19 protein-coding genes are annotated in these 18,580 nt (G+C 73.0%); 9 read left to right on the top strand and 10 right to left on the bottom strand.

What is annotated here, in order from left to right; all coding sequences use genetic code 11:
• Positions 1-3 precede the first annotated feature (3 nt).
• The 3 genes from BLW57_RS35955 to BLW57_RS35945 form a co-directional block, all read right to left on the bottom strand.
• On the bottom strand, positions 4-831 hold the full coding sequence (locus BLW57_RS35955; protein ID WP_093479877.1) for a PP2C family protein-serine/threonine phosphatase: 828 nt from the start codon (positions 829-831) through the stop codon (positions 4-6).
• A gap of 120 nt (positions 832-951) precedes the next feature.
• Complete coding sequence (locus BLW57_RS35950; RefSeq protein WP_093479876.1) at positions 952-1,272, bottom strand: hypothetical protein; 321 nt, start codon at positions 1,270-1,272, stop codon at positions 952-954.
• A gap of 129 nt (positions 1,273-1,401) precedes the next feature.
• On the bottom strand, positions 1,402-2,610 hold the full coding sequence (locus BLW57_RS35945; RefSeq protein WP_306822916.1) for a hypothetical protein: 1,209 nt from the start codon (positions 2,608-2,610) through the stop codon (positions 1,402-1,404).
• Between the two features lie 220 nt (positions 2,611-2,830).
• Between BLW57_RS35945 and BLW57_RS35940 the strand changes: the two genes are divergently transcribed.
• A complete protein-coding gene (locus BLW57_RS35940; protein WP_093479875.1) occupies positions 2,831-4,276 on the top strand; it encodes a glyceraldehyde-3-phosphate dehydrogenase in 1,446 nt (481 codons plus the stop codon).
• A 75-nt stretch (positions 4,277-4,351) separates the two neighbouring features.
• On the opposite strand, the gene BLW57_RS35935 is transcribed toward BLW57_RS35940, so the two are convergent.
• Entirely contained in the window at positions 4,352-5,941 is a 1,590-nt protein-coding gene (locus tag BLW57_RS35935; protein ID WP_256339671.1) for a collagenase, read from the bottom strand.
• On the opposite strand from BLW57_RS35935, the gene BLW57_RS42635 reads away from it, so the two are divergent.
• Positions 5,928-6,299, top strand: a complete 372-nt coding sequence (locus BLW57_RS42635) for a hypothetical protein (protein ID WP_256339670.1) — start codon at positions 5,928-5,930, stop codon at positions 6,297-6,299. The two genes, BLW57_RS35935 and BLW57_RS42635, sit on opposite strands and share 14 nt — an antisense overlap.
• A 155-nt stretch (positions 6,300-6,454) precedes the next feature.
• Here BLW57_RS42635 and BLW57_RS35930 read toward each other — a convergent pair whose 3' ends face one another.
• Positions 6,455-7,408, bottom strand: coding sequence for a LysR family transcriptional regulator (locus BLW57_RS35930; RefSeq protein WP_093479873.1), 954 nt, complete (start codon positions 7,406-7,408; stop codon positions 6,455-6,457).
• 177 nt (positions 7,409-7,585) lie between these two features.
• On the opposite strand from BLW57_RS35930, the gene BLW57_RS35925 reads away from it, so the two are divergent.
• Both BLW57_RS35925 and BLW57_RS35920 read left to right on the top strand, forming a co-directional pair.
• Entirely contained in the window at positions 7,586-8,164 is a 579-nt protein-coding gene (locus BLW57_RS35925) for a TetR/AcrR family transcriptional regulator (protein WP_093479872.1), read from the top strand.
• A 23-nt stretch (positions 8,165-8,187) separates the two neighbouring features.
• Positions 8,188-9,354, top strand: coding sequence for a GDSL-type esterase/lipase family protein (locus BLW57_RS35920; protein ID WP_093479871.1), 1,167 nt, complete (start codon positions 8,188-8,190; stop codon positions 9,352-9,354).
• Positions 9,355-9,375: 21 nt separating this feature from the next.
• Here BLW57_RS35920 and BLW57_RS35915 read toward each other — a convergent pair whose 3' ends face one another.
• Together BLW57_RS35915 and BLW57_RS35910 are read right to left on the bottom strand one after the other, a co-directional pair.
• Positions 9,376-10,047: a class F sortase gene (locus BLW57_RS35915; protein WP_093479870.1), complete on the bottom strand. Its 672-nt coding sequence runs from the start codon at positions 10,045-10,047 to the stop codon at positions 9,376-9,378.
• Positions 10,048-10,196: 149 nt separating this feature from the next.
• Positions 10,197-10,814 (bottom strand): hypothetical protein, encoded by a 618-nt coding sequence (locus tag BLW57_RS35910; protein ID WP_093479869.1) that lies wholly within the window; start codon positions 10,812-10,814, stop codon positions 10,197-10,199.
• Positions 10,815-11,231: 417 nt separating this feature from the next.
• Between BLW57_RS35910 and BLW57_RS35905 the strand changes: the two genes are divergently transcribed.
• Entirely contained in the window at positions 11,232-12,110 is an 879-nt protein-coding gene (locus BLW57_RS35905) for an SCO6745 family protein (protein ID WP_093479868.1), read from the top strand.
• 75 nt (positions 12,111-12,185) lie between these two features.
• Here the strand turns inward: BLW57_RS35905 and BLW57_RS35900 are convergent, their stop codons facing one another.
• The gene (locus BLW57_RS35900; protein ID WP_093479867.1) at positions 12,186-13,397 is read right to left on the bottom strand and encodes a cytochrome P450; all 1,212 of its coding nucleotides are present in this window, start codon (positions 13,395-13,397) and stop codon (positions 12,186-12,188) included.
• Positions 13,394-14,104: a cyclodityrosine synthase gene (locus BLW57_RS35895; RefSeq protein ID WP_256339669.1), complete on the bottom strand. Its 711-nt coding sequence runs from the start codon at positions 14,102-14,104 to the stop codon at positions 13,394-13,396. Before BLW57_RS35895 ends, BLW57_RS35900 begins: the two co-directional genes overlap by 4 nt.
• A 188-nt stretch (positions 14,105-14,292) precedes the next feature.
• Here BLW57_RS35895 and BLW57_RS35890 point away from each other — a divergent pair, with 188 nt between their 5' ends.
• From BLW57_RS35890 to BLW57_RS35875, 4 genes are all read left to right on the top strand, one after another.
• Positions 14,293-15,159: a fructosamine kinase family protein gene (locus tag BLW57_RS35890; protein WP_093479865.1), complete on the top strand. Its 867-nt coding sequence runs from the start codon at positions 14,293-14,295 to the stop codon at positions 15,157-15,159.
• A 243-nt stretch (positions 15,160-15,402) separates the two neighbouring features.
• Positions 15,403-15,594, top strand: coding sequence for a putative ATP-grasp-modified RiPP (gene tgmA / locus BLW57_RS35885; RefSeq protein ID WP_073894229.1), 192 nt, complete (start codon positions 15,403-15,405; stop codon positions 15,592-15,594).
• Positions 15,595-15,611: 17 nt separating this feature from the next.
• Positions 15,612-16,595: an ATP-grasp ribosomal peptide maturase gene (tgmB, locus tag BLW57_RS35880; RefSeq protein ID WP_093479864.1), complete on the top strand. Its 984-nt coding sequence runs from the start codon at positions 15,612-15,614 to the stop codon at positions 16,593-16,595.
• Positions 16,596-16,630: 35 nt separating this feature from the next.
• On the top strand, positions 16,631-17,518 hold the full coding sequence (locus tag BLW57_RS35875) for a Gfo/Idh/MocA family protein (protein ID WP_093479863.1): 888 nt from the start codon (positions 16,631-16,633) through the stop codon (positions 17,516-17,518).
• Between the two features lie 66 nt (positions 17,519-17,584).
• On the opposite strand, the gene BLW57_RS35870 is transcribed toward BLW57_RS35875, so the two are convergent.
• Positions 17,585-18,481, bottom strand: a complete 897-nt coding sequence (locus BLW57_RS35870) for a GNAT family N-acetyltransferase (RefSeq protein WP_093479862.1) — start codon at positions 18,479-18,481, stop codon at positions 17,585-17,587.
• Positions 18,482-18,580 lie beyond the last annotated feature (99 nt).

The raw sequence follows: 18,580 nt of genomic DNA, 5'->3' as shown, positions 1-18,580 counted from the left end.
GGCTCACGGGCCGCCCGGCGCGTCCAGGCTCACGACGAGCACGGCGGCGTCGTCCTCGTGTCCGACGCTCTCGGCGCCCTTGATGACCGCGCCGGCCAGCGCGTGGGCCTCCAGGCCGGCGACGGCCGCGATGCCCGCGAGGCGCATCACCTGGTCGAGGCCGTCCTCGATGTGCAGCGACGGCCCCTCCACCACTCCGTCGGTGACCAGGACGAACACCCCGCCGCCGGTCACCCGGTGCCGGGTCACCGGGTACCGAGCGCCGTGCTGGACGCCGAGCGGCGGGCCGCCCTCGTCCTCGACGATGCCGGACCTGCCGTCCGCCGTGGCCCGGACGAAGGGGATGTGGCCGGCCCGGGCGCTCTCCAGCACGCCGTTGGCCGGGTCGAGCCGCATGAAGGTGCAGGTGGCGAAGAGATCGCTGCCGAGGGAGAGCAGCAGGTCGTTGGTGCGGGTCAGGAGTTCACCGGGCTCGCCCGCAACGGAGGCGAGGGCGCGCAGTCCCGCCCTGACCTGGCCCATGAAGGCGGCGGCCTCGATGTTGTGTCCCTGGACGTCGCCGATGGAGAGCCCGATCCGGCCGTCGGGCATGGCGAAGGCGTCGTACCAGTCGCCGCCGACGTTGAGCCCGAGGTTGGCGGGTGCGTACCGCACGGCGAGGTGCACGCCCGAGGCGCTGGGCAGGTCCCTGGGGAGCATGCCCCGCTGGAGGGCGATGGCCAGTTCGACCTGGGTGCGTTGCAGCTCCGCGCGCCGGCGCGCCTGGGCGGTGAGCGAGCCGAGCCTGACCAGCAGCTCGTCGCCGTCGTCCGGGGAGCGCTTGCGGGGCATCGATCACTTCCGGCAGGGCGGTGGCCGTGCCGGTCGGCCGCCGGCATGTTCGGCAAATGCCTAGATTTTACCCATGAGGGATGATCTCGCCGCAGGTGCGCCCCCCGGTGCGGCCCGGGGTCAGCGGATCTCGGAGTCGATTCCGGTGATCACGGCGGGTCCCAGAGGTGCGCTTCCCTCGTCCAGGCCGGCGTCGCGCAGGGCGGAGTCCGCGACCCGGCGGGCCTCCTGCTCGGCATGCGGGCCGGTGTCCGCGTCCACGGTCAGGCGGAGGGTGAAGGTGTTGTCCTCGTTGACGCTGAGCACGTCCAGGTCCTCGGCGCTGCCCATGCGGGTGCCGTGGGGGTCCGCGGGCCGGAGCGCCCGGGCGAGCCGGCTCCGGGTGTCGTCCGCGATCCCCGTGGTGAAGGTGCCGGGGACGCTGATCACGTAGGTCGTCATGACGATCCTTTCCTCGGGCCCCTCGCCTACCCCGATTCGCCGACTTCGCACCGTGGGCGCGGGCGGCCGGTCCGGGTGCGCGAGGGCGGACGGACAGCGAGCGCCTCACGGGCCCACCGCCTCACCGCCTCACAGCGGGGAGTGGGCGACCGCCACCACATAGGCGCCGTACAGCAGGGACACGGCGGCGAGGGCGCCGTAGACGAGCACCGCCGAGGCCCGGCGCAGCCGCCAGGTCCGGGCGAGGGCCCGCGCCATCGGGATGAGCAGGGGGAAGGCCGGCAGCAGGAAGCGGGGTTTGGACGAGAAGGAGCCCGCGCCGCCGGCCACCAGCAGGATGAGCACCCCCGCGAAGACCACCAGGCACAGCGGGGCGCGGTCCAGGCACAGCAGCCCGAACAGCAGGACCGCGGCGGCGACGATCAGGAGAGCCACCGGGTAGACGACATGCCCGCCGTGCAGCAGCAGGGCCCGCAGGAAGCTCAGCGAGCCGGCGCCGAGGTCGAAGCGGGAGTCCCAGGCGCTCTGGACCTTCAGATAGCCGCCGAGCAGATCGCCCGCGCGGTCCCCGACCCACAGCACGTAGCCGAGCCAGCCCATCGGGGCCAGTGCCGCTCCGGCCCACAGGCTCGCCGGGACCCGGCCGCGCCGGCGCAGCGCCTCGTGGACGGCGGCGAGGGCGACGGCGACGGCCACGGCGAATCCGCTGGGCCGGGAGAGGCCCGCCAGCGCCGCGAGGGCGCCCGCCCACAGCCAGCGGGACTTGAGCACGCAGCACAGGGACCAGGCGGCGAGCGCGGCGAACAGCGACTCGGTGTAGGCGATGGTCAGCTCGACGGCATGGGGCAGGGCGGCCCACAGGGCGACCAGCGCGGTGGCGACACCACGGCCGTACAGGTGGTGCCCGACGCTGAAGACGCCGTGGGCGGCGACGCCCGCCGCGACCCAGCCGACGAGCATCGCCCCCTGGGCCGGCGTCAGCGGCAGGACGACGGTCACCGCGCGGATGAGCGCCGGGTACAGGGGGAAGAACGCCCAGTCGCTCTGGACGGCGCCCTCGGGGGTGATCCAGATGAGCCGGCCGTAGCCGTGGGCGGCGATGTGCAGGTACCAGCGGGAGTCCCAGGAGTGCGCGAGGTTGCGGACGAGCGGGTGGCCCCTGAGGTCGTTCGTGAGGATCACCAGGAGGACCCCGGCGAGCCGGACGGCCGCGAACAGGGCGAGGGCCGGGAGCGCCCCCTCGGGAACCCCGCGCCGGGCCATCCTCGGCAGGGTCGGGCGGCGGGCGGGACCGGACGGTGCGGCGGGCTCGGGCCGGGGTACGGAGGAGGTGCTCACGCGGTCGACCTTGGGCACGCCCGTGAGCGGGTGCAATCGCGACCCGGCTTTCTCGCCGAGTTCCACCCTGATTCAGGAACGGGCTCGGGATTCGGGGCGGATCCTCGCTCGCGCCACCGCCGTGCCGGCCCTCGTGACGGGGTCCGGTGACGGGCCCCCGGAATGATCGAAACAGGGTGCGGTTAGCATATGAGCGCTGCCTAGCTCGAAAGATGGACCTGTGACTGTCAACGACGACTCGTTCACCAACTGGAAGATCCGCGAGGAGATCGCGGAGTCGATGATCCCGCTCATCGGGAAGCTGCACCGCGAGCAGGACGTGACCGTCCTGCTGCACAGCCGCTCCTTGGTGAACAAGTCGGTGGTCAGCATCCTCAAGACGCACCGCTTCGCCCGGCAGATCGCGGGCGCGGAGCTCTCGGTCACCGAGACCATGCCGTACCTGGAGGCCCTGACGGCCCTCGACCTCGGTCCCTCCCAGATCGACCTCGGCATGCTGGCCACCCTGCACCAGGCCGACGACCGCGGTCTGAGCGTGGCGGAGTTCACCGCCGAGGCCGTCGCCGGCGCCACCGGCGCCAACAAGATCGAGCGCCGCGAGCCGCGGGACGTCGTCCTGTACGGCTTCGGCCGCATCGGCCGGCTCGTCGCCCGCCTCCTGATCGAGAAGGCCGGCTCCGGCAACGGTCTGCGGCTGCGCGCCATCGTCGTGCGCGGGGGCGGTGCCCGGGACATCGTCAAGCGTGCCTCGCTGCTGCGCCGCGACTCCATCCACGGCCAGTTCCAGGGCACGATCACCGTGGACGAGGACAGCAGCACGATCGTCGCCAACGGCAACGAGATCAAGGTGATCTACGCCGACGACCCGTCGCACGTGGACTACACCGAGTACGGCATCCGCGACGCCATCCTCATCGACAACACCGGCAAGTGGCGCGACCGCGAGGGCCTGTCGAACCACCTGCGTCCCGGTATCGAGAAGGTCGTGCTGACCGCGCCGGGCAAGGGCGACGTCCCGAACATCGTGCACGGCGTCAACCACGACACCATCAAGCCGGACGAGCAGATCCTGTCCTGCGCCTCCTGCACCACCAACGCGATCGTCCCGCCGCTGAAGGCCATGGACGACGAGTACGGCGTGCTGCGCGGACACGTGGAGACCGTCCACTCGTTCACCAACGACCAGAACCTGCTGGACAACTACCACAAGTCCGAGCGCCGGGGCCGTTCCGCGCCGCTCAACATGGTGATCACCGAGACCGGTGCCGCGTCGGCCGTCGCCAAGGCCCTGCCGGACCTGAAGGCGAAGATCAGCGGCAGCTCGATCCGTGTCCCGGTGCCGGACGTCTCGATCGCGATCCTCAACCTGCAGCTGGCCCGCGAGGCGACCCGTGAGGAGGTCCACGACTACCTGCGCGAGGTGTCGCTGACCTCCCCGCTCAAGCGCCAGATCGACTTCATCACGGCGCCCGACGCGGTCTCCAGCGACTTCATCGGCTCGCGCCACGCCTCGATCGTGGACGCCGGCGCCCTCAAGGTCGACGGCGACAACGCGATCCTCTACCTCTGGTACGACAACGAGTTCGGCTACTCGTGCCAGGTCGTCCGGGTCGTCCAGCACGTCTCCGGCGTGGAGTACCCGACGTACCCGGCGACGGCGGTCTGATCCGCCCGCTCCGCGTACACGTACGGCCGCCGACCGGGGTTCCGGTCGGCGGCCGTTCCGTTGCGCGCGCGTGGGTCAGGCCGCGGCCGGCCTGGCACAGGCGCCCGCGGCGCACGCCGTGAGCCACTGGTCGAAGTCGGCGTCGTAGCGGGTGCCGATGCCGTCGTGGTAGACGGCGTATCCGCCGGCGTAGTCACCGACGCGGAAGCGGGCGAGCATGCGCTGGACGTCGTCGGGATGCCGCTCCAGCATGTAGCGCACGGCGAGGTAGCCCCACGGATAGACGCGGGTGGTGTCGCTGTTGTCGTACGTGTTCTCGAACAGGGTGCTCAGCCGGTACGTGTGCCGGCCGGCCTCCTGGACGGCCTGGTCGTCGGCGATGCCGCGGTAGCCGTAGGAGACGTACTCGGCGAGGCCCTCGATCCACCACACGTCCGGCACCGATATCTGCCGGCCGAAGTCGCCCTTCATGTCGTCGCGGCCGTCGAGGAAGTGCGTGTACTCGTGGTTGAGGTTCCAGACGCGCGCCGGGAAGCCGTCGTCGTAGTCCTTCTGGTACATGATCGACATGGGCCGGTTGGCCGGGTCCGACGGGTCGCCGCCCAGCGTCATGCCGCCGTTGTCGGTGCTGATGCCGTACATCGCGCCGGCGTACATCTGGTAGTCCGCGCGGCTCGCGAACACCACGAGCCGGAGGGTGGAGGCGTACTGGCCGGGTATGGGACCGCCGGCCCGCACGAGCGAGCGGAAGTAGGCGTCCTGGCGCAGCACACTGGCGCAGGCGGCGTCGAGGTCGGCGGCGGTCAGCGCCTGGGCGCGGACGCTGACGTCGCCGTCGCATCGGTGGGTGACGGGCAGGACGGCCTTGTCGAGCTTGTCGGGGAGGCCGCAGACGTCGTAGTAGGCGCAGTCGGCGGCGTCGTAGTAGGCGGCCTGCGTGGCCACCGCCACCCACAGCCCGGCCGTGGGACCGGTGATCGCCGTCCGGTCCAGCAGATCCTTGGCCAACGGGCCAGCCAGGTCCCGTAGTCCGGTGTGCTCGACGTAACGGGCCACGTTCATCCCGGCGTTGGAGTCCAGGAAGGCCAGACTCGTGCCGAGCTGGTCGGTGTTGGCCAGCGCGAAGTCGTACAGGGTGTCGATGACCCGCGGGTCGGCCTCGACCGCCTGGACGTACGCGGGGTTCCAGTTGCCGCGCCACAGGGGCGTGTAGACGTCGTTGACCGCCCTGACCATGCTGTCGAGCGAGTCGTAGGAGCTGTCGTAGTCGTTCAGCAGCCGCCGGTACACGTACAGGTAGCGGCCCTGCTGGTCGGCGCTGTCGGTGAGGACGACCGTCTCGCCCAGGATGTCGCCGTTGGCGGCGCTGACGTCACGGGAGCGGGGCCGGGCGAAGAAGGTGTCCAGGCCGGCCCTGACGGCGCCGGTGAGCCGGGAGGTGTACGGGCCCACGTCTGCGGGATGGTTGAACTGCACGTAGTAGCCGGCCCGCAGGAACAGGACGAGTTGCTCCAGGCTGCCGGAGTTGTCACCGCGGTACCGCGCGGCCGTGCTCGTGTACGCGTTCGCCACGGTGAGCATCTGCGCCTGCCGGAACACGTCGTGCCCGCTGCTGCCGGTGACCGCGAAGAGGGTGTTGACGCAGTCCGTCGTGGCGGCCTTCACGAAGGCGACGAGGGCAGGACCGGTACGGCTGCCGAAGTCGGCCGGGGTGCAGGAGGCCGCTTTGACGCCGTGCCCCTTCGCCGGGGGTGCCGTCAGAGGTAAGGCCTGGGGCGGGAGTTGGGCCGGGCTCGGGCGCCGGGGCGGGGTGCCGGGCCGCTCGGAGGCGGGGGTGGTCGCACCGGCCGGTGACGGCTGGGCGACCGCGTTCCTGCCGGGTGCGGCGGCCGTGCGGGCGGGGGGCTGGGGTGCCGCCACGGCCGGGCCGGACAGCAGGCCGGCCACGGTGGCGCAGACGGCGACGGCCCCGGCCGCGCGTCTGACCGTGCGACCGGGCCCGCTTCCGGGCAGCGCGAAGTGATGGCGCATCTGGGGTTCCTCCACGAAGGGGCGCGCCTCTGTGGGGTGTTGAGGCGTGTGAGGCACTGTCTCAGCGGACGGTCCACCCAACAATGGCGTGTGACATAGCACATGACACAGACCGCTCATAACATCGCGGCGCCCGCCGCCGTGCCGCTACGCCCCGGCCACGCTCCAGATCCGCGAGGCCCACGTCCGCAGATGAGGCGCCTGCGCCACCAGATCGCGGTAGGCGGCCGTGGCGGACTGGAACACCGTCTCCACCACGTCTTCGGTGACCCTGCCGGGCCGCCAGACCAGCACATAGCGGCACCACAACGGGGAGCCGGCCAGCGGCTTCACGACGACGTGCGGGATGGGCCGCAGCGTCGGCTGCACCAGCGACACCCCGAGCCCGTCGGCGATCATGCTCTGCAGCTGGGTCTGGTCGCCGAGGAACTCGTGCACGGTCACCGGGGTGAATCCGGCGGCGGCGCAGGCGTCGTAGAACACCCCGGGCCAGCCGGCGCCGTCGTCCGGGGTCACGAACCATTCGTCGGCCGCCAGGTCGGCGAGCTGCACCTGGGCGCTCTGCCGGAGCCGGTGCCGGGACGGCAGCGCGACGAACGTCGGCTCGGTGACGATCCCCCGGTGCCGGACCCCGCCCGAATGCCGCAGCTCCATGCCCGGATAGTCGGCGGCGATGGCGATGTCCGCGGCGCCCTCCTCCAGGAGTTCCACGATGCGGGAGGAGGCGTAGACACTGTGGACCGACAGGGACAGTTCCGGCAGCCGGGCACGGACGCGGGACAGGGTGCCGGAGAGCATCGGCGAGTTGGTCGCCGCCACGCGCAGGGTGCTGCGGGGCCGCTCGGCGGCCGGGCGGTGACCGATGGCGTCGGCCCGGGCCAGCACGTCACGGGCCTGGGCCACCACCTCGGCGCCGTAGCGGGTCGGGCGCACGCCGCTCGTGCCGCGTTCGAAGAGCGGCTCGCCCAGATGGCGCTCGATGCGGCGCAGCTGGGTGCTGACGGCGGGCTGCGAGTAACCGAGCTGTGCGGCGGCGCGGCCCACACTGCCCGCGTCGGCGATCGCGCACAGCACCCGCAGATGCCGAAGCTCCAGCTCCATCCGTCCACTCCCCGTTTCCGCCCCGCACCGGTGCCCACTGCCTTCTCCGGCCGGGGTCACGGCCGGCGAGGGAAGCGTTCCATTGTGCCCCGAGCGGATCAAGTCGCAGGTCAGCCAACATTTGCCTAAAGACTTTAGGAAGCTGCATAATCCCTTACGTCAGAGGGGAGATCTCTTATGGTCCGCGTAGGCCTGACCACCGACCGCCTCGTCCGTGCGGGCGCCGAGCTGGCGGACGAGGTCGGATTCGACCAGGTGACCGTCTCCGCCCTGGCCCGGCGCTTCGACGTCAAGGTGGCCAGCCTGTACTCGCACCTGCGGAACTCCCAGGACCTCAAGACGCGGATCGCCCTGCTCGCGCTGGCGGAGCTGGCGGACCGCGCCGCCGACGCGCTCGCGGGCCGGGCCGGCAAGGACGCCCTCACCGCCTTCGCCGACGTCTACCGCGACTACGCCCGCGAACACCCCGGCCGCTACGCGGCGGCCCGCCACCCGCTGGACGCGGAGGCGGCGGCCACGAGCGCCGGCGGCCGGCACGCGCAGATGACCCGGGCGATCCTGCGGGGCTACGACCTGTCCGAGCCGGACCAGACCCATGCGGTCCGGCTGCTCGGCAGCGTCTTCCACGGCTACGTCAGCCTGGAGAGCGCCGGCGGATTCAGCCACAGCGCCCCCGATTCGCAGGAGTCGTGGACCCGGATCCTCGACGCCCTCGACGCCCTGCTGCGCAACTGGCCCGGCGCCACCACACCCTGACCCACCGGACACAGGCACACACCATGTACACCACTCCCCTCACCCCCGAGCTCGTCCGCGGCGCCCTCGACCTGGAGCGCACCGCACACGGACTGCTGCCGCACCGGCTGCCCGCCCGGGCCCGCGCCCAGTGCGCCGATCCGCAGCTGGCCCTGGCGGAGTCTCAGCCCTCCGGCGTCCGGCTCGCCTTCCGGACCCGCGCCACCGCCGTCGAGCTGGACACCCTGCCGACCAAGCGGGTGTACGCGGGCGCGCCGGCCCGCCCGGACGGCGTCTACGACCTGCTCGTGGACGGACGCGCGACCGGCAGTGCCACGGTCACCGGTGGGAACACGCTCACGATCGACATGAGCACCGGCAGGGCCGAGCACCGCCCCGGCCCGGTCGCCACCGTGCGCTTCGCCGGGCTGTCCGACGCCGTCAAGGACGTCGAGATCTGGCTGCCGCACAACGAGACGACCGAACTGGTCGCACTGCGCACCGACGCGCCCGTGGAGCCCGTACCCGACCGCGGCCGGAAGGTGTGGCTGCATCACGGCAGCTCGATCAGCCACGGCTCCGACGCGGCGAGTCCCACCACCACCTGGCCGGCGCTCGCCGCGTCCCTCGGCGGCGTGGAACTGATCAACCTGGGGCTGGGCGGCAGCGCCCTGCTCGATCCGTTCGCGGCCCGCGCGCTGCGCGACACCCCCGCCGACCTGATCAGCGTCAAGATCGGCATCAACGTGGTGAACACCGACCTGATGCGGCTGCGGGCCTTCGGCCCCGCCGTGCACGGCTTCCTCGACACCGTCAGGGAAGGGCACCCCGCAACTCCGCTGCTCGTCGTCTCACCGATCCTGTGCCCCATCCACGAGGACACCCCGGGCCCGACCCTCCCCGACCTGTCCGCCCTGAGCGAGGGGCGGCTGCGGTTCCGGGCGGCGGGCGACCCGGCGGAGAGGGCCGCCGGAAAGCTCACCCTGGGCGTGATCCGGGAGGAGCTGTCCCGTATCGTCCGCGAGCGCGCGGCCGACGACCCGCGGCTGCACCACCTCGACGGCCGTGAGCTGTACGGCGAGGCCGACTTCGCCGAGCTGCCGCTGCCCGACGGCCTCCACCCGGACGCGGCGGCCCACCGCCGCATCGGCGAGCGGTTCGCGGACCGGGCCTTCGCGGCGGGCGGCCCCTTCGCCGAACGGGCCGCCTGAGCCGCGGCCGTGCCGGCCGGCTCACACCAGGTGGGCGAAGACGACCAGGTTCTCGGTGTAGTCCCGCACGGAGTGGTCGTAGTCCCCGGAGCAGGTGATCAGCCGGACCTCGGGGCGCGAGGTGTCGGCGTAGACCCGCTTGCTGGGGAAGTCGTCCTTCGGGAAGTTCTCGGCGTCGTCCACCACGAACTCCGCCGTCCGTCCGTCGGCGCGGTCCACCGTGAACGTGTCACCCTCCTCCAGCTCGTCGAGATTGGCGAAGACGGCCGCGGACGTCGTCGTGTCGACGTGTCCGGCGATGATCGCGGTGCCCTGCTCGCCGGGTGAGGCGCCCTTGGCGTACCAGCCCACGAGGTTGGTGTCGCCCGCGGGCGGGGGTTCGAGCTGGCCGGTGGGGCCGATCGACAGGGTCGTGAACGGAGCGTCCACCGCGATCTTGGGGATCAGCAGCCGGGTGGGGGCGGAGTGGGACAGGGCCTTGTCCGCCTGGCGCGGGTCGTCCTGGACGGCGGCCTTGGAGCCCTGGGCCCGGGGTGGTTCGGGCGTGTCGCCGGAGGAGCGGTGGCCGCCGAACACGCTCACGGCGAGCACGGCGATCACCACGCCCCAGAGGGCCAGCCGCCCACCGCGGCCGGCGTCCGGCTCGTCGGGTGCCGGTTCGGCGGGGTTCGGGGAGGACGGGTCTGCTGCCATCGGAAACCACCTCACTCGGGCACGGCAGCGCGGGGATCGGGGCGGGGAGGACGGTACGCCGCGGGCGGCGCGGAGGGGGTCTCAGGCGGCGCGGGCCGCCGGCACGGTGTCGCGCCGGCGGCGTCCGCAGCCCCTGGGCTGCCGCCCCGTCAGGACGCCGGCTGAGCGGCCTTCTTGCGACGCAGCGCGTACATGCCGGTGGCCCCTACGGCCAGCACGGCCAGTCCTCCCGTGGTGACACCGGGCGTGGCGAGCGCGCCACCACCGGTGTGCATGCCACCACGCGGCTTGTCGTGGTCGCCACCGCCGCCACCGCCGCCGCCCCAGTCGTCCTTGTCGCGACCGCTGTCCTCGTCCCGGTCGCCCTTGTCACCCTTGCCGCCCTTATCTCCCTTGTCACCCTTCTCTTCCTTATCGCCCTTGTCACCCTTGTCGCGGTAGCTGTCAGGGTCGAAGCGGCTGTCGTCGCCGCCCGAGCCCCAGTCGTCGCTCGTCAGCACCGTGGCGAGCGCTCCGCCACCCGTGTGCATTCCGCCGCGCGGCTTGTCGTGATCGCGGCCGCCGCCGTCCTCCTTGCTGTAGTCCTTGTCGTGGTCCTCGCCGGAGCCCTTGTCGTGGTCACCGTCGGAGCCTTGCTCCTTGCTGTACGAGGAGTCGTCATGGCCTCCTTCGCCCCCGCCGTGGGAGGCGAACGCGGCGCCAGGGGTGGCCAGGGCCAGGGCGGCCGAAGCGGCCGCCGTGGCCAGGAGCATGCGGGCAGAGCGCATAGTGATGTCCTTCCGACGTGACCGGGCCAGCGGATACCTCATCAGCTGGATGGACCCGGCCTCGACATGAACCACCGTCAGCGAGGCCATCCACTCGCACCATCCGAGCCGCCCAGCCGGGGGCACCGCACCACCCGTCTGACCCAGCGGCCGGCCCCCCGGGGCCCCCGTCCGGGCCAATCGTCCGGCGCGCCTGCCGGCCCACCGCCCGGCGGGCCCGAGCGCCGCGGAGCCCGCCACCGCCCCTCCTTCCCGCGGGGGGGCGGGCCGGGCCGGGTCCGGGGCGGTCCTACGGCCAAACCGTCGGTCCGGCAACGCAATTGGCCGCCGGTGGGCGCACCCCCTTGTTATGACGGTCGTCATAACGCAGGCTGGTGCCGACAGCACGGCAGGGCGACGACGCGGTGGGAGGAAGCGGTGGCGGACGCGGGGGCGCGGGCCCTGTGGGAGCGCTACGAGCCGGTGCACGATCTCGTGTACTTCGCACCGGAGGCACGCCGGGCGGCGGACGCGCTCGGGATGCGCGGGTACTGGATGGGCTACTTCGCCCTGCGCGCCGCGCCGCTCGGCACGACTCCCCCGTCCGTGGTGACCAGCTGCTTCTACGTCTTCCACCCCGCCCGCGTGGCACGGGCGCTGCCGGACGCCTGGGGGTACGCGGCTCCGGCGGACGTGCTGGCGGCCCGGTGGGAGGCCATGGACGCGGCGATGACCGGCCTGTTCGGGCCGGCGGCCGTCGGCTCTCCGGAGTTCGCCGAGGCGGCGGACCTGGCGTGGGAGGCCGCGGCCGGAGCGGACACCGCCGGCAGGGTGCTGGCCGCGGCCAATCAGGCGCTGGAACGCCCGGACCGGGTCACCGCCCGGCTGTGGCAGGCCGTCACCACCCTGCGCGAGCACCGGGGGGACGGGCATGTCGCGGCACTGGTGAGCCGGGGGCTCGGCCCTGTCGACGCCATGGTGCTCAAGGCGGCGGCCGGCGAGTCCGACGGGCCGTTCCTGCGCGAGACGCGGAAGTGGGAGCAGGCCGACTGGGCGGCTGCCGAGGCACGGCAGCGGGACCGGGGTCGGCTCGCGGCGGACGGCACGCTCACCGCGGCCGGGGCCGCCCTGCGCGCGGAGGTGGAGGCGCTGACCGACGCGGCGGCCGAAGGCCCGTGGACCGGGCTCGGGGCCGACCGCACCGCACGCCTCGCCGCTCTGCTGGAGCCCCTGGCCCGTGCGGTCGAGGGCGCGGGACTGCTGCCGGCCGGCAACCCCGTGGGCCTGACCCGGAGGTCGGACGCCGCCCGGCGCTGACGGCCGGCTGCGCCGTCGGCGGCCCCGCCCGGGGTGCCGGGCCGGGGACGCCGTAGGGAGGCAGGGCCTCGCGGGTTACCAGGTCACCGGCAGCCGCTCGGGGATGCGCTTCATGAAGCCGGTGCGCCAGACGAGCTGTCCGGACGGCACGGCGAGCGCGAGGTCGGGCAGCCGCTCGAGGAGGACCTCCAGGGCGATGCGGGCGTGGGTGCGGCCGAGCCCGGTCGCGGGACAGTAGTGGGCTCCGCCGCCGAAGGCGAGGTGGTCGGCGGTGTTGTCACGGTGCAGGTCGAAGCGGTGCGGGTCGGGGAACTTCGCCGGGTCGAGGTTGGCGCCCTCGACGAGGACCAGGACGAGTTCGCCCCGCTTCACCTCGACGTCCCCGAGCCTCGTGTCCTCCACGGCGAGGCGGGGCAGCGCGTCGCCGATGGAGAGGTTGACGCGCAGCAGCTCCTCCACGCCCGGGCCGATCAGGTCGGGGCGGTCCCGCAGGAGGTCCCGGGCGATGGGGTGGGTGAGCAGGTACACCAGGGCCATGGCGAGGAAGCCCGAGGTGGAGACGACACCGGCGCCGAACAGGGTGACGCCGACGGTGGCCAGCATCTCGTCGGACAGGTGCGCGTAGTCGGGGTCGTGGCGCAGGGCGGCCAGTTCGCCCATCAGACCATGTGTGGACGGGTCGTCGAGCAGGGCCGTCATCCGGGCGATGTCCCGGTCCCAGTTGATCCGGGCGCCGGTGACCGGGCACGCGGAGTTCATGAAGGCGATGTCGAGGCTGCGCAGGAAGGCCGGGGCCTCGCCCTGCGGGATGCCGAGGAGGAGGCAGTGCATCCCCGCCGAGTACGGCTCGCAGAACCCCGCGCGCAGATCGGCCGTCGGCCCGGCGGCGACCAGGGTGTCGACCAGTCGGTGCGCCTCGCCGCGCAGCCACTCCACCAGGCCGGGCGCCTTCGGGTTGAGCGCCTTCATCACCGCGCGCCGCAGCCCGGCCCCGGTGATGTTGCCCATGTTGTTCACGACCTCGGGCGGGATGGTGAGCGCGTACTGCCGCGGCACCCCGGGCGCGGAGGTGTCCTTGAGGGAGAAGCGGTCGTCCTTGAGGACCTGGTGGCACAGCTCGTACGACGACACGAGCCAGGCCTCGTCGCCGGCGATGGTCCGCACCCGCCGTACGGGGGCGGTGGCGCGCAGCTCCTCCACCTCGGCGGGCACACGGGTGCCGTCCCAGGAGAAGGGGAAGTCGAGCAGGGGCGGGTGGTCGGCGCGGACGCCGGGGGCGGCGGTCATGCCGCGGCTCCTTCCAGGACGGCGGGGGTGACGACGGCGTGGCCCTGGTTGCGGGAGGCGCGCAGGCCGGCCCCGCGGGAGTACAGGAGCTCGGCCATCGGCAGCAGCTGGTGGTAGCAGTTGAGCGAGGAGGGCACGTCGAGGATGGCCGGGGTGTCCAGGAACAGCGGCGCCTCCGCGCACACGTACTCCAGGCACACGGCCCGCAGGCGTTCGGTCGGCTCCTCGCCACGCGCGGCGAGGAAACGATTCACCAGGGCGTCGCAGACGGCCCGGAAGGCTCCGTCGGAGGCCAGTCGCGCCGTCAGCTGCCGGTGGATCTCCTGGTAGGCGGGGTTGGTGCGGAACTCCGACATCGCATGCCAGTCCAGTCGCAGCCCCTCGGGGTCGGCCGCCGACACCGCCTCGCGCACCTTGGCGCGTACGCCGCGCAGGTTCTTCACCGCCTTGCGGCGGGCCTCGTCGGGTGGATAGCCGGAGGCCTCGTACATCTCGGCCACGTACAGGTCGGTGTAGACGAAGTCGACCTTCTCGAAGCGGTCCAGTCCCCAGCCGGCGAGATCGTGCAGGCGCCGGGCCGAGAAGTAACTGTTGCCCGGGGACACACCGATCACGGCGTGCGCACCCTCATCGAGGATGATCTCGCAGTGAGAGGTGAAGGGCTGGACTTCGAATACGTCGGCCATCAGCACGGATGCTGTGGTCACGGGGAAGATCCTCCGCCGCGCGCAAGTCCCTGCGGGGCCCGGTGCCCCTGGTGTGGCGTCGCGGCGCACTCACGCTAGCCGTACGGGATCAGCACGGGTAGTTACTGCCGGGGTTTGGCTGGAAACAGTCGTAGTAATGGTCCAAGTGCCGGGCGCGGGGCGTGACTTCGGGGCCGTACTCTGGGGCCGTGACCCAGGGGTACGAGGGACCAGGAGAGGCGGCGGCCCGGCTCACCGGCCGCCCGGTGGTCGCCGGCGGGACGGCGCCCGGATCGCCCGCCGAAGTGACGCTGGAGGGCGGGACTCCGGTGATGGTCAAGCGCGGCGACGCGCCCGGGGCCGTTCGCGCCGAGGTGGCCGGGCTGCGCTGGCTGGCCGCCGCGGATGCGGTCGGGGTGCCCGCGGTACTCGGTCACGACGAGCGCTGGATGGTGACCGAGCGGGTGCCCACGGGGCCCGCCGATCCCGAAGCGGCGATGTGTTTCGGCCAGGCGTTGGCCGCCCTGCACGCGGCCGGCGCGGCCCGTTTCGGGATGCCCCCGCCCGGCGGCCCGGAGGACGCCTACATCGGCCTCGCCCCCATGCGCAATGTGCCGGGGACGGACTGGCCGGCCTGGTACGCCGAGCACCGGGTCCTGCCGTACGTGCGCGGCGCGGTCGACCGCGGCACCCTGCGTCCGGCCGAGGCGACGGTGTTCGAGCGGCTCTGCGAGCGGCTGCCGGACCTGGCGGGGCCCGCCGAACCGCCCGCCCGGCTGCACGGCGACCTGTGGAACGGGAACGTGCTGTGGGGCGCGGACGGATCGGTCCGGCTCATCGACCCGGCCGCGCACGGCGGGCACCGGGAGACCGACCTGGCCATGCTCCGGCTGTTCGGCTGTCCCCACCTCGAGCGGGTGCTCGCCGGCTACGAGGAGGCGGCGCCACCGGCCGAGGGCTGGCGGGAGCGGGTCGGTGTGCACCAGCTCTTCCCGCTGCTGGTGCACGCGGTGCTGTTCGGGCGCGGATACGCGGAACAGGCCCTGGAGGCCGCCCGGGACGCGCTCGCGAGGTGACCCGCGGGGCGCAGGGGCCACCGCCTCACCGACTGTGACATACAACACTCCGTCACCAACGACCCGTCGGCCATGCACCGTCGCGCGCCCGCCGGGCGCCGTCGCAACCGGCCGACGTTCCGTTGTCTCCTTGCTTGCGGGACCCTTGCCGGGCCGCCTCCGGGGCGGCGATCACGCAGCGTAAGGAAACCAATCACCCGTTCGAATCGTATAAGGACGTGAAAGCCGAATCAGGGAGAGAACATGCAACCGTTCACGCTCAACTACGCGCGGCCCGCTGTGGAGTTGGACGTCACCACTCCGTATGCGTACGACTCCGGACTGCAGTTGAACGTCCTCCCGGACGGTCGGATAGCCGCCACCGACCACGCCACGCTGAGAGCTCTCGGAACCACGACGTCGACCGCCGGTTCCAAGACGCACTTCGACGACTGAACCGCGGGCCCTGGAAGATGACCGTGCTCATCCTGACCAGTGAAGAGGACGTGACGGCGGACATGGTGGTCCTCCGGCTGGGCGAGGCGGGCGTGCCCGTCGTCCGGCTCGACCCCGCCGATCTCACCAACGGGGTCGCGCTGTCGGGCGAGTACGTGCGGGGCGCCTGCCGTGGGCATCTGTCCGTGGGCGGGCGCCTGGTGAGCATGAACGGCCTGCGCTCCGTCTGGGTGCGCAGGCCCGGTGACGCGGCCGCCCGCGCGCCCCAGCCGTCCGCCTGGCTGACGGAGGAGTCGTCGCAGGCGCTGTACGGCATGCTGCGCGCCACCGGGGCGCGCTGGATGAACCATCCGGACGCCGCCCGCCGCGCCCGCCACAAGCCCTGGCAACTGCATCTCGCCCAGCGCAGCAACCTCGCCGTGCCGGCCACCCTGATCACGACGTTCCCGCAGGCCGCGCGGGAGTTCGCGGAGCGGTTCCCGGACCTGGTGGTCAAGCCCGTCTCCGGCGCCCATCCGCAGGAGCCGCCGCGTGCGGTGCCCACCAGCCGGGTCGCGCCGGACGCCGACTTCACGGCGGTCGCCTACGGCCCGACGCTGCTCCAGCGGCGGGTTCCCAAACGGGCGGACGTCCGGCTCACGGCCGTGGGCGGCACGCTGCTCGCCGCGCGCAAGCCGACCGACCCGGACGCCCATCCCGACGACGTGGACGTCCGCTTCGCGCCGTCGGTCTCCCCCTGGCTGCCCGTGGACGTGCCCCCACGTGTGGCGGAGGGCGTACTGCGCTATCTGAGGGAGGCCGAACTGGCCTACGGGGCCTTCGACTTCGTCGAGGACGCCGACGGGATCTGGTGGTTCCTGGAGTGCAACCAGTCCGGCCAGTTCGGTTTCGTCGAGATGGACACCGGACAGCCGATCGCCGCCACCATCGCCGAGTGGCTGGCCGGTCAGGAGGACGCGGGCCGCACGTGTGCGGACGGCGAGCGGAGCACAGCATCTTGAGGGTGCTGGGAACGGTTCGGAGAGAGGATCACGACATGCGCATCGGACTGCTGGGCACGGGCCCGTGGGCCCGGGCGGCGTACGCCCCCGCCCTGGCCGGGCACACCGGCCTGGAGTTCGCGGGAGTGTGGGGGCGCCGGCCGGAGGCGGCCACCGAGCTCGCGGAGCAGTACGACGTCGCCGCCTATGCCGACGTGGACGCCCTGCTGGCCGACGTGGACGCGGTGGCGGTCGCTCTGCCGCCGTCCGTGCAGCCGGAGTTGGCGGTGCGCGCGGCACGGGCCGGCCGGCATCTGCTGCTGGACAAGCCGCTGGCGCTGTCCGTGGCCGGGGCCCGGGAGGTGGCGGAGGCGGCGGAGCGGGCCGGTGTGGCGTCGGTGGTGTTCTTCACCGCTCGCTTCCAGAAGGAGCCGGAGGCCTGGATAGACGAACAGGCCGCCGAGGCGGGCTGGTTCACGGCGCGGGACCAGTGGCTCGGAGCGGTGTTCACGACCGACAGCCCGTTCGCCGCCTCGCCCTGGCGGCGGGAGAAGGGCGCGCTGTGGGACGTCGGCCCGCACGCCCTGTCCGTGCTGCTCCCCGTCCTCGGGGACGTACGCCAGGTCGTGGCGGCGGTGCACGGCCCCGCGGACACCGTGCACCTCGTGCTCGACCATGCCACGGGTGCGTCGAGCACCCTGACGCTGAGCCTGACGGCGCCGCCCGCCGCAGCCGGTGCCGATGTGGAGCTGCGGGGGGAGGCGGGGGTGTCGGTCATGCCGGGCAGCTCCGAGGGTGCGGTCCCCGCGCTGTCGCGGGCCGCGGACGCGCTGGTGACGGCCGCGCGCACGGGACGTCCGCACGCCTGTGACGCCTCGTTCGGCCTCCGCGTCACCGAGATCCTGTCGGCGGCGGAGGCCCGGCTGGCCGAGGGTGCCGACTAGGCCGGTGCGCCCGCCGTACCTCCCCGCCGTGCGGTGCCGGGGCACGGGCCCCGGCACCCCGGTCCGTCAGCCGCGCTCGGCCCAGAAGTTGACGCGCTCCCGTACGACCGGGTAGCCGGCCCTGGTGAAGTGCGCGGCCATGGGGAGGTTGCCCTGGTCGGTGGCGGCGGCGATGAACTCGGCGCCGTGTCCGGTCAGGAAGTGGGTGCACTCGGCGAGCAGGTCGTAGGCGTAGCCGTGGCCGCGCTGTTCGGGTACGACGCCGATGAAGCCGACGCACGGCCCGGAGGGGTTGCGGGCGGGGATGTGGACACCGACCGGCTCGCCGCCGGGTGTGCGGGCGATCTGCCACCAGTCGCGCGGTGAGGGCATCCAGTGGAAGACGTCGAGTTCCTCCCGCGCGGCCTGGTCCACCCCGCCCTCGGCGATGGCACGCAGGGCGTGCGCGTCCAGGGTCTCGGAGTGGATGCGGCGCAGCAGGTCGAGGAAGACGGTGTCGTCCGGCTCCCCGCCGAAGACCAGGCGTCCGGGGCGCTCGGGCAGCCCCCGCTCCGGCGTCCAGCGGTAGAGGAAGCGCTCCACCAGCGGTGCGTAGCCGCCCTTGCGGGCGGCGCTGGTGCGGGTGTCCACGGCGGCCCGCAGCAGCGGGTCGTCCCGCCAGCCGGCGGGCAGGTCGAGATCCATCTCGTCGGGGTGCCAGGGCGCGGTCCGCAGGAGCTCGGCCCCTGCGTCCTCCTCGCCCTCGGCGACGTCGAACCAGTTGATCAGCAGCGGTTCGGTGTCCTCGGGCCGGCCCCACCAGGCGGCGCGGGCCACGGTGCGGCCCCCGCGGACGGCGATGCGGCGCCAGTCGGCGCGGTAGCGGGTCCGCCGGTGCTTCTCACGGAAGGCCAGCGGGTCGGGCATGGTGTCGAACAGGTGGGCACTGCTCTCGTCGAGCGTGCGGACGACCAGGTCGGTCACGGATCCTCCGGGATGCTTCTGCGAAGTGGCGCGCTCCCGGTCAGGCGTGGCACACCCGGACGACGGGGAGGGGGGAGCGCAGGATGACTGTGGCCATGA

The sequence above is a fragment of the Streptomyces sp. 1222.5 genome (assembly GCF_900105245.1).
Taxonomy (GTDB): domain Bacteria; phylum Actinomycetota; class Actinomycetes; order Streptomycetales; family Streptomycetaceae; genus Streptomyces; species Streptomyces albidocamelliae.
Note: the sequence above shows the minus strand (reverse complement) of the source record. Positions and strands in the feature narration are given on the sequence as shown.